The 243-nt window shown below is 56.4% G+C and carries 1 protein-coding gene; it reads left to right on the top strand.

The features are described 5' to 3' along the window. Positions 1 to 243: immunoglobulin-like domain-containing protein (locus IAE36_RS23555; protein WP_201214986.1), on the top strand; the 243-nt coding region annotated here is incomplete at both ends.

Below are 243 nucleotides of genomic sequence, written 5' to 3' on the forward strand. Positions count from 1 at the left end.
AACGTTAAACCGACGTTCACCGTACAGATCAACACTGCACTGGCCCACGACCTGGTCGTGACCTTGAGCAACAATGCTCAAGTCACCATCAAGGCTGGCCAAACCAGCGTGTCGTATGAGCACGCTGAACAGGGCGATGACGTCTACAAGGACTCGGGCGACCTAAGCCTGGGCATTAAGTCTGCAGTAGACATCGACGGCCGCACCTTCGAGAACCTGCAACTGGGTGGCGATGCGTCGGTA

This window comes from Pseudomonas sp. S36 (assembly GCF_016647875.1).
Taxonomy (GTDB): Bacteria; Pseudomonadota; Gammaproteobacteria; order Pseudomonadales; family Pseudomonadaceae; genus Aquipseudomonas; species Aquipseudomonas parafulva.